The following is a 10,900-nucleotide window of genomic DNA, read 5'->3' on the forward strand; positions in this document are numbered from 1 at the left end:
CCGCTACTCTGAGCAACGAGCAGCGCAAGGAGCAGCAGGGCGGCACCTACGCGGAGTGCGATGCTTCCCGTTCTTGTTATCATGTGACCTTCCCTATGCTTCGGGTTCTCCATAGCATTCATCCTGGCTTCCCAGGCTCAGAAGTTCACCTTGATGCCAAACTTCACATCACGGGGATCCAGGAAGGTGAAGTACGTCAAATTCGGCATGTCAATGTAGGCCTTGGTCTTGAGAATCCTGTCCAGGTCCTCCTTGGTCTTCGTGGGATCGGTTGGGTCGTAGGGCTCGTACTTCACCCCCTCTTTGCGGTATTCGCCGATCCGGTCGTTGCCATGTTCGGCGCCCGTCTCCCAGGGGAAGTGGAGCGATTCCAGGTAGTCCAGATAGTCGTAGTAGTTGGCAAACCCTGCGTAGCTCAGCCGCTTGATGTTCAGGGCGTTAGTCACGTCCACGTAGAACTGCACATCGTAGCGGCCGAACTGGAACGTCTTGGCAAGACGCAGGTCTAAGTTGTAGTAGTCCTTCCACTGGACGTTGTCCACCAGGCCTGGGATGTTGTGCGGGTTGTAGGTCTCATAAGCCCCGGCACGCCAGCTGGCCAGCACGTTCAGATTCCACAGTCCCAACGGATGCAGGCCCAAAACCTTGGGGCCAAACTGCGGCGGGGTCAAAAAGTCGATGTTCGCACGGGCGTACGGTCGGGGGTGCGGCCGCTCCTGATACGGGTTCTGGCGCAGGTAGTCACGCTGCATGTTGGGATCTTGATAGTAGCGCAAGAGCCCGAAGTAACCGCTGGTAATGACCTCGTACGTGTAGTTGACAAAGCCGCTCACCCAGCCACCGACACGTTTGGTGAGCGTGATTTCAAAGCCACGCACGTCCTGGTAGTTGTTGTTCTCGGTGATGTTGTACTTCACCGACCCAGTGACGTTCTGGTAGTACACCCACCCCGGCTGGTTGGTGATGTCGCGATAGTAGGCCGCGATATTGAGCAGAAACATGTCGAAGAGGTTCTGCGAGTAGCCCAGCTCATAGGCGACGGTGCGCTCCTCTTCCAAGTCCGGGTTGCCGATGGAGGTCACCAGGCCGTTGGCCTCCCGCTGCAACCGGAAGCGGTAGGTGGAAGCCGCCTCTTGGAGGAAGTGCCCGTAGTTGAAGTACAGCTTGGAATTCTCGGTAATCGGGTGGGACACGCCCAGGCGCGGGCTCAGGTAGAGGTGCGCCTTGGCGTCGGTGACCGGCGCGGCCTTCTCGATGGTCTTGCCATATCCTTCCCGGTAAAGCTTGTCGTAGGGTTGCAGTGCGTAGCGGATGCCGTTGGGGTCAGTGTAGTCCAACCGCAGGCCCAAGTTGGCGATGAAACCCTGGAATTCCAACTTGTCCTGGACGTAGGCCCCCACGCGGAACGGGAAGCGGTGGTAAGTCTGCGTCCGGTTCCAGGTGCTCATGCCGGGGTTCTCGGTGTACGACTTGATGTTCAAGTCGTTGTAAACCAACTGGAAGCCGGCTTTCACCTGGTTGCGGTTGTCCACCTGGCTGGTGAGGTCGAAACGCAACGACGAAGTCTGGATGACGCTCTTGTCACGCCCCAAGTTCATCCACCCGCCGATGATCATGGCGTCGCCAATGCCGGTCACACCATAGCCCCAGTAGCCCCATGGCGCCTCGTCTACCCAGATGCCGGGCACGGGTTCATAGCGCTTGGTGGTGTCGCGCAGCGTCATCTGGAAGGTATTGTAGCGGTTGATGTTGTTCTGCAGGCTCACTTCGTAGAAGGTGCGCGGGGTGAGCACATGCGTGAACTTGATGCCCACCATGTTGCGATAAATTGAGGCAGGGCTGTAGTAGCCAGGCGTGTAGAGGATGGCGTTGCCGCTGCTGCTATTGACCAGGTCGGCCACCGAATAAGTGCCGCGCAGCACGTCGCCCGTAGGCGTGGTGGTCCAGTCGTACGGGGAGACCGAGTGGACTTCGCCGTACATTCCCGTGACCACCACCTTCATGGATGGGCTGATGTCGGAGATCAGCTTGAGCTGGCTGACGTTCTCCCCATAGGAGTCACGGGACAAGGGGAAGATGAACATCTCGCGCAGTCGCTGATGCGAGAGGAAAAAGCGCAGGCCGCCAGCCATCTCACTCACCAGAGGCACCGGCCCGCCGAAGGAGAAATCGACCACATAGTCAGGCTTGGTGATGTCGCCCTGGCGACGATGTTGCCATTTCCACAGCCGCTGTGCTCCCTCCGGGGTCAAGTCATTGGAAGGGTCGCTGTCCTGGAGAGTGGCGTCGGCCACAGCAATCCACCCAGGGAACGACGGATACTGCCGCTGCGTGTAGCTGTCCCACCCTCCGCTGGCCGTGCCGGTCCAGCACACCGCCGGATCGAGGTAGGGTCGGGTGAAGTAGGTGTTCGGGTCATAGATCGAGGGGCCAAAGTGCTTTGGGCCCGCAGGACGATACAGGGCAGAAATCGTGCCGTTGTACCGCCGACGGTCCGCCTCCCTGGTGATGACGTTAATGATACCCGACCGCAAGTTGCCGTACTCAGCGTTGAACCCGCCAGTCTGAATCTGCACCTCCTTGACTGCCGACAAGGGCACGGTGGTGTAGGGGGTGTTGGAGCGCTCGTCGTTAAGAGACAGGCCATCCATGAGCACCGCAGCCTGGCGCGCATCACCACCGCGAATGACGAGGCCGCGGATGCCCGCCTGTAACCCGACTACCTGGGACAGCTCCTGCACAGGCAAGCTGGCGATCACGCGCGACTCGACATTCACCTGGCTGGCGGAGACGTCTTTGGGCACGATGGGGCGCTCTGCCTCCACGACCACCTGCTCCATGGTCAACACTTCGACCTTGAGCTTAAAGTCCACGGTCGTGGTGAGGTCCACGTTGACGACCACGTTGGTCATCGTCACCTTGGCATACCCTATCATCGAGGCCTGCAGCGAATAGGTGCCCGGTGGCACATTCAAGATTACGTAGTAGCCATTGGCATCGGTGGCCGCACCAATGCGCGTGCCCGCCAGAATCACATTCACTCCAGGAAGGGGGGCACCGCTTTCGGCATCAACCACACGGCCGGCGATCTTGCCGGTCGTGCCTCCGTACAGAAGACCGGCGCACATGCCAACGGCCACGAGCAACAAAAGGGCTCGCGTTTTCACAAGCACACTCTCCTTGCTTTGACCTTGTCGCACCCTTGGGCTGCTGATCCCAGCATCCCTGCAGCTTCCTTCTTTGCTCCCCTCAGGCGCATGGGCGGACCCTGCTACGGGAACGCGAAGGTCCGCCTCCACCACTGCACTCGATTACCACTGTTCTGCAGCAGCCCCCCCGGACTGTGGAGCCCAGACTGCTTACTCGCGCCCGTAGTACGGAGCGCTCTGCTTCAGCACGTTGATTTTCAGCATCCTCTTCTTGGCTGGGTCAGTGTCGTCCCTTTGATTAGCGTAGAGGTAAGAACGGGTCCCCCAAGCAAGCGAATAGACGTACGGCTTGAGCAAACCCTCGTACAGTGGCTCAAAGGAGCCGTCGCGATGGACAATCATGATGCCAGCGGCGTGGTCGGTGCCCACGTACATGTCACCGTCCAGGGCAAAGGTCAAAGCGTAAACCTGCGAGGTGGGGTCCACCTTCGCGCTCCACGCAAAGTAGACCTCGGTCGGGCCCACCTGGTCATCGGCCAAGATCTGGTTGCGCCAGATGTACTGCTGGCCCGTGGAATCCCTGCCGCCCACGTATACATATCCGTCGAACACGCGTACGGCCCGCATGTAGACCTTGCGGTAGTTGGCCACCTTGCTGCCGGTGCCGTCCGGCTTGATCAGATACAAGAAGTCGCCATCGCCGCCGGCGTACATGGACTTGGAGGGGGCAAAGTCAAAGTCGTAGACCTTGCCGGGCGCATCAACCCACTTCACCGCAGCTCCACCTCCCGGCGGAATGCGATAGAGGGCTGTCGTCGTCCGCGCCACGTACAGATAACCACCTGGTCCCATCTTCATGCCGGTGCCCTTCACAAATGGCACCGTGCCGTACGTCGAGCGAACGTTGTCCTTGGTGACCTTGTCGATGTTTCTTGTGGTGAGGTCAACGTAGAGGTTTTCGTCGGCATCGCAGGTGATGGCCCAGGGATCATCGGCGGCCAAGAAGCTGCCCCAATCCCAGATCGCGGTCAGGAGCTTGTACTTGACCACGTTGCTGAAAAGCAAGGCGCCATGTACAGCCACCTTGACGTTAAGCGAGTCACCAGTGACGTTCGGCGTCTTGACCCGCAACTCCGTAGCGCTCGCCGACACCAGCTCTGCCTGCGTCTTGCCAAAGTAGACAAAGTTCTCTTCCATCACCGGAGAAAAGTTCTCCCCCTTGATGGTAATCTGCCCGATGCCTGCCAGAGCGCTATCGGGAGGGATGATGCTGGTGATGACTGGCGTCGGCCTGCCCTGGAAGTTGGGGTTGTAGAGGCTCTCCGGGTATTCAGCCTCGCATCCCATGAGCAGCACCGTCACCATCCCCATCGCCAGAACTGCTAAGATCCTGGAGTATCTCGCATCCATGGTGCGTCTCCTGAGTTTCGGCACGTCCGGCGTTTTCCACCGACCCGGCGCTTAGTAGGCCAGGCGGAACGACATCATCTGCACCGCATCGAACACACCGAATGGGATGTAGGCATAGTCGAGGGCAATCAAGTGGTTGCCAAATGCCTTCTGCACGCCGAAGCCAAGGCTCAACCCTCGATCTGGATCGCCGTACTTCCCTTTCTCTTCCTCGGTGTGGCGGTAGCCAGTAGTGTAGCCTCCCCGCAGCGCCAGCAGGCCCATGAAGGTGTACTCGGCTCCCACGCTCAGCTGCTCGGGGTAGTCGCGGGGGTGACTTGCGTCAATCGAGAGGAGAAGATTGTGCATGTCGTTCTTGCCCAGGAAAAGCTCCAGTACCTCCATGGATACGCCGATCCTGAAGGTGAGGGGAAGCTGGAAGCCTTCCTTCTGGAATTTGATCTCCTTCGAGAAGTTACGCACGCTCATGCCGAAGGCTAAGGTGCGGAACCCGGTACGATACAGCGTGCCAAAGTCGAACGCCAGCACCTCCGCAGTGTTGTCGACCTTCTCGGTGATCCCAGCTGAGACATCGCCGACCGGCAGGGTGCTGCTCCCCAGCTTCTGGTAGCAGTAGCGAACGTGCCCACCCACGGAGAAGCGGTCAGTCAGCGAGCGCGCATAGGCCACGCCTACGGCCAAGGCCGAAGGGGTGAAGGTTTCCGTGTCAATATAGCCCTTCTCGGTGGTAGGATCCACCATGGTGCCAAGGAACTCGCCATAGTCCACTGCCAGCAGGCTGAAGCCCAGCACGCCGTACTCACCCCGCCACGGGTTGAGCGCGATCGTGCCGGACATGTGATTGATGTCCGCAATCCACTTGTTCTGGCTGATGGAGACATCCACCAGCGAGTTGACGCGCGCCATGTTGGCCGGGTTGTATAGCATGGAAGCCGAGTAGCCGGCGACAGTGGTGAAGGCCTCGCCCATAGCCGCCGCCCGTGCCTCAGTGGGCACGCTCAAGAACTGGAAACCTGTCTGGGCCAACTTCTTGTTAGCCGCAGTGCTCGTCACGACGCTCAGCGCCACGACGAACAGCACCGTCAACAGACTAACCATGCGTTTTTCCATTATCGACGTCTCCCTTGACTTGTGGTGACCTGCTCTTTCGCCCACCGGCCCGCTAACGAATGATGACAAACTTCCTATAGGTGCTCTGGCCGTCAGGTGTCTCGAAGTAGGCGATGTAGACGCCGCTAACCACAACCTGCCGGGACGAAGTGATGGAGTTCCACGCCGCGTCGCCGCTACCATCGGTGTGCTCGATGGTCTCGATCAGATCGCCCCGCTCCGTGAAGATCTTGATGGTGCACACCGGCGGAATGTCCAGGAACATGATGCGGTCTGGCGCCCCGTAGCCGTATTGCAAGTCCCGGGCGCGAATGTTGTACGGATTGGGCACCACGCGAATGTCCGCCAGGCTCTTGCCCGCCTGCCGCTTCAAACGCACTGGTTCGTTGGTGCGCGTGTAGAACATGCTGCTCTCCAACGGCCCGGGCGGATTGGCAGGCGTCACGTTGCGCGAGCCGTCATCAACGGAGGTGATGTAGTAGTAGTAGTCAAAACCACGCACCGCATCAAAATCCTCGTACTCGTTCACGATCTGCGGGTGGTCGGTTCCCGGTCCACAGGCAAAGATGAGCTGGTACGTGGTGTCCGGCACATGGATGGTCCTGTATAGCCGATACCCGGCGAAACCTGGCCACGACTCTGGCTCATTGGACCACTTGAGAATCACGCGGTCGCCGCCACCGGTTACCTCGAAGAACTTTGGCGGCGGAGGTGGGTGCGGGATGTTGTAGTTCAGCTTGTAGGTCATGATCGCCCGCTGGAAGGTCTTGAACAAGGAGTCGCGACCCGTAAACACCCACTTGTCCTTGTACTCATCGCGATTGCTGGTGGTGGAGCCGTCCGGGAGTGGGAAAGGCCCGCTGCCCCCCGCCAGCCACTTGGCCCCCACCTCTGTGCACTTAGCCCGGCTCAATCCTGCAACGCCCTCGGCGATGACGATGTGGATGCTGTCGCCCGGCGCCATGGTGTACGGGCCGAATCCCGCGCAATGGGAGAAGCCGCCTGGGGTCGAGCCCCAGATATCTGCAGCCTGGCCGGATTCCATCACCGCGTCGGCATGCATCTTCAGCGGGTGACCCGCAGTCATGGCCGCGTACTCTTCGGCCATCTTACCAGGGTTGAAGGCATCGTTGCCAGAGGTGATGGGCACGTCCGAGCCGAGGAACTGCGTGGTGGTAGGCTGCGCCGGATCATGCGACTTGTCGGTGGCCGACTTGTCCGCATGGAGCACCACGATGCCCACATGCTGCGCCGCCCCAAGGCGACCGTCGCCATTGGGCCGAATATCAGGCGCGCCAATGTTATCGAACCCCGCCTTGGAGTGGATACCGTGCCACGTGTACAACGATAGATAGCCTTCACCCGTCTGGGGGTCATAGACCATCATGCTGTCGTTCATGGCGTTGTGCCCCCACGAGGAGGATTGGGGCATCCAGTAGTAGCCGTATGGCCCTACCTCCCGGCACGGCGCGTAGCGGTACTGGAAGAAGAACACCACGCCTTCCAGCGTCAGATTGTGCTTGGTGCCCTTGGTGTCCACAATCCCGGTATTCTTGAACACATAGTCGTAGATGAAGTAGTTGTTGTGGTGCTGCTGGCTGAAGGCATAGATGGTGCGCTTCTCGGTGATGCCGATGCCGGTGTTCACCTCGTTGTAGAGCACGCGGTCGGCAACCAGGTTCGGGTCCACTTCGTCGACAAAGTCGAGGTAATCAATCACCCCTGCCGGGATGCCGTCCACCAGCACCAGGGGCCGCTCGAATTTCCCGTACATCTTGAAAGTGACAGGCATGAATTCGCTCTCTTCGTTCAGCACCCGCGGGCCACAGTGGACGACTTTGTAGTTGAACGTCACTCCCACCAACGGATCCGGGTAGTTGGTCGCCCCGATCCACAGCGCCTTTGCCGCCTTGCAGTCCTGGTAGCGGAACTGCGCAGGCCAGCGCAAGCCATCCTGCTGGTCGGAGACCAGGTGGCGACGGCCTACTTCGATCTCGCAGCCGGCACTGGAGAACCAGTCGTGCAGCTGGCCGACCGCCATCCACCTTGTCTCGTCGGCGCGTCCCGGGCCCGGCACAAGCACGAGCACCAGCAACGCCACCCCAAGCCAGTGTGCGATTCGTCTCATGGTCTGTCCTTCTGCTTGTTCAATCGTCCAGGTTCCTCTCGCTACAGCCTGAAGTCAATGGTGATGCCGAAGAACACGCTGCGCGGGTTGAGGAAGGTAAAGTGCGTCTGGTTCGGCATGTCGATGTATGCCTTGTCATCGAGCAACTTCTTGATCTTCGGCTCAGGCACCATCACCCATTGGCCGCCGATGCACTCGAAGTAGTTCTTCCTGCTCAGATCGTAGTAGATGACATGGGGGTCGAGTTTACTGACATCCTTCATGTCCGACACCGCTTCCATCGGCTGGAACGCGACCCCGTCCTTGCGGTAGTCGCCCGGACGGTCGTTGCCCGGGATGTACGGATAGCCGAGGGGATCGCCGATGTCCTTCGGGAGGTGGAGGGACTGCATGTAATAGTTGTAGTCGAAAACGTTGACGTGCGAAACACCGGAGAAGCGCTTGATGTTGAACACGTTGTAGATGTCCACGAAGAGCTTCACGTCAAACCTGCCAATGGGGAAGAGCTTGGAGAGCTTTAAGTCAAGGTTGTAATAGTCCTTCCACCGCACGTTGTAGGTGATGCCCGGCACGTTGTTCGGATTCCAGGTGAACCAGCTGCCGGCAGTCCAACGGCCGACCAGGTTGAGGTGCCACTCGCCCAGCAGCCTCTGCCCCAGGAACACCGGACCGTAGTCAGTAGGCGTGTGCAGGTCCAGGTACGCCTTGAAACGCGGCCGCGGCCGCGGCTTATACTGCACGGGGTTCCTTCGCTCGTACTCGCGCTGGTCAGCCGGGTTCTCGTACATGTACCCTCGGCCAAACTGCCCGGAGGTCTCCACCCGATACTCGTAGTTGAGGTCGCCAGTCAGCCAGCTCCCCCACAGCTTGGTGAGGTCGACCTCAAACCCGCGGATGTCCTCGTAGGCGTTGTTGGTCAGCTTGTAGTAGTTGACCTTGCCGTCGAAACTCAGATAACGAACCCAGTACTCCTCGTCGGTAATGTCCTTGTAATAAGCCGACAGGTGCAGCAGGTAGTCCCTCGCCAGGGCATGATCGTAACCCAGCTCGTAGGAGACCGTCCTCGCCAACGGAATGGTAGGATCGCCGAAGTAGTCGACGGCGTTAATAGCCGAGCGCTGCACCCGGTACAACCGCTCAGAGGTCGGCATCTGGCGATAGTGGCCATAGTTGAAATAGAGCTTGGAGCTGGCCGTGATGGGATGAGAGATGGCCAGGCGCGGGCTCAATGTCCAGCGCGTCTCGGGTTTCTTGGTCTTGTACTGCGACTCGCGCTCCTCCCGGTAGGCCTGGGAGAAGAAGCCGCGGTCGTAGGCATCCACATCAAACCAGTTGCCGTTCGGATTACTGTAGTCCAAGACCAGTCCAAGGTTGGAGATAAAGCCCTCGAACTCTATCTTGTCCGTCACGTAAAAGGTGCCGCGGAAGGGGTTCTGGTTCACGCGCGTCCAGGTGTTGCCCTCGGGCAGGTAGGCGTTGTACTGACCGAAGGACATCCTGAACTGATCGTAAACAAACTCGGTCCCGACTTTGACCTGGTTGCGACGATCCACCTGGCTGACCAGGTCGGCGCGGGCCGTGTAGGTGGCCAGTCGGCTATAGTCCCGCGATACGCTCACCGGCCCACCCATGATGAACACGCCGTCGATGCCGAAGATCGGCTCCTCCGAGAACCCAAACGGCCGCTCATCTAAGTAGTAGCCGGGGAACACCTCGTACAGCTTCGAGGTGTCCCGATAGCGTCCCGGCCGGGTGTAATACTTCTTGCCCTGTCGCTTCAGTTGCACTTCGTAGAAGGTGCTGGGGCTCAGCACATGAGTGAACTTCAGCGTGGCGGTATGGTAAAACCGCGAGGTCGGCGACCAGTAGATGTTGGTGTAATAGCGCGTGGGAACGGTAAAGCTGCCCGTGGTCATCTGATCGGCAATTTCTTCGGCAGTCTCGAAGTAGGAAGTACCGCCGGAGAAACTGGAAGAGACCGCGAACGTCTCACCATAGAGCCCGATAAACGAAAGCTTCATGCTGGGGGTAATGTCCGATGACATCCGCAACATGAAGCTTTGATCCAAGATGGATTTGCGAGACAGCTCAATGAGGTACTGTTCCTCCTCGCGGCGGCCGGAGGCAAAGAAACGGAGGTTACCCAAGTACTTGCCGACCAGGGGTACCGGCCCACCGAACCCGGCGTCGAACAGATAGTCGGGGTCTTTAATGTCCCCTTGTTTGCGGTGTTCCCAGAGGAAGACCTGTTGGGCCCCCTGGGGGGTGAGGTCGTTGCTCGGGTCGTCGTCCTGCAGGGTGAGTGCCGAGATCTTGTTCCAGCCGTCAAACTCTGGGTACTGCCGCTGGGTGTAGGCATCCCAGGCGCCGTTCTTCGTCCCCGTCCAGCAGACCGCGTCATCCAGGTAGGGACGGAGCCAGTAGGAATTGCGGTCGTAAGGGGAGATGCCGAAGTGTTTGGGTCCAGGTGGCCTTATCTTGAACGTGACCGTGCCGCTGTACCCTTTCGGGTCGCCCTCTCTGGTCACCACGTTGACCACGCCGGAGCGGACGTTGGTGTATTCGGCGCTGAACCCACCTACCTGCACCGACACCTCGCGTACGGCACTAAGTGGCACGCCGGTAATGGGTCGGTTGTCGCGTTCATCGCGCAGCACGACGCCGTCGACCATGAAAATAGCCTGGTCGGCGCCGCTGCCACGGATGCCCAGCCCAGAGGTGACGCCAGCCTGCAGACCGATGGCGTCGGTCACCTTGGCCACTGGGAGCGCAGTGATTTCGCTGGCCGTGACGTTCTTCTGGGAGGCAGCAACGTCCACCTGGACCACCGGGCGCTCAGCCACCACCACCACTTCCTGGCCCATGAGGGTCTCGGGCGAAAGCTTGAAATCCTCGGTGGTGGTCAGGTCGATCTTGACCCGCACGTCGGTGACGGTCACGGTGGTGTAGCCAATCATGGATGCACGCAGGGTGTAGACGCCAGGTGGGACGTTGAGGATCACATAGTGACCATCGAGGGCAGTGGCGGCGCCCATCGTCGTGCCCTCAATGACCACGTTCACCCCTGGGAGTGGCTGACCGGTCTCGGCGTCGGTCACCACTC

The 10,900-nt window shown here is 59.7% G+C and carries 5 protein-coding genes; all 5 read right to left on the reverse strand.

Translation table 11 applies throughout. The annotated features are described in order from the left end of the window. Positions 1–137: 137 nt before the first annotated feature. Entirely contained in the window at positions 138–3,128 is a 2,991-nt protein-coding gene (locus H5U38_12645) for a TonB-dependent receptor (protein MBC7187874.1), read from the reverse strand. A 231-nt stretch (positions 3,129–3,359) separates the two neighbouring features. Beyond that, the gene (locus H5U38_12650; protein MBC7187875.1) at positions 3,360–4,559 is read right to left on the reverse strand and encodes an IPT/TIG domain-containing protein; all 1,200 of its coding nucleotides are present in this window, start codon (positions 4,557–4,559) and stop codon (positions 3,360–3,362) included. A 51-nt stretch (positions 4,560–4,610) separates the two neighbouring features. Then, positions 4,611–5,669, reverse strand: a complete 1,059-nt coding sequence (locus tag H5U38_12655; protein ID MBC7187876.1) for a PorV/PorQ family protein — start codon at positions 5,667–5,669, stop codon at positions 4,611–4,613. Between the two features lie 52 nt (positions 5,670–5,721). Further along, entirely contained in the window at positions 5,722–7,797 is a 2,076-nt protein-coding gene (locus H5U38_12660) for a fibronectin (GenBank protein ID MBC7187877.1), read from the reverse strand. A gap of 41 nt (positions 7,798–7,838) precedes the next feature. Further along, positions 7,839–10,900, reverse strand: a 3,062-nt coding sequence (locus H5U38_12665; GenBank protein MBC7187878.1) for a TonB-dependent receptor, incomplete at its 5' end; no start/stop codon positions are given.

The sequence above is a fragment of the Calditrichota bacterium genome (genome assembly GCA_014359355.1).
In the GTDB taxonomy this organism is placed as follows: Bacteria; Zhuqueibacterota; Zhuqueibacteria; order JANLFK01; family Oleimicrobiaceae; genus Oleimicrobium.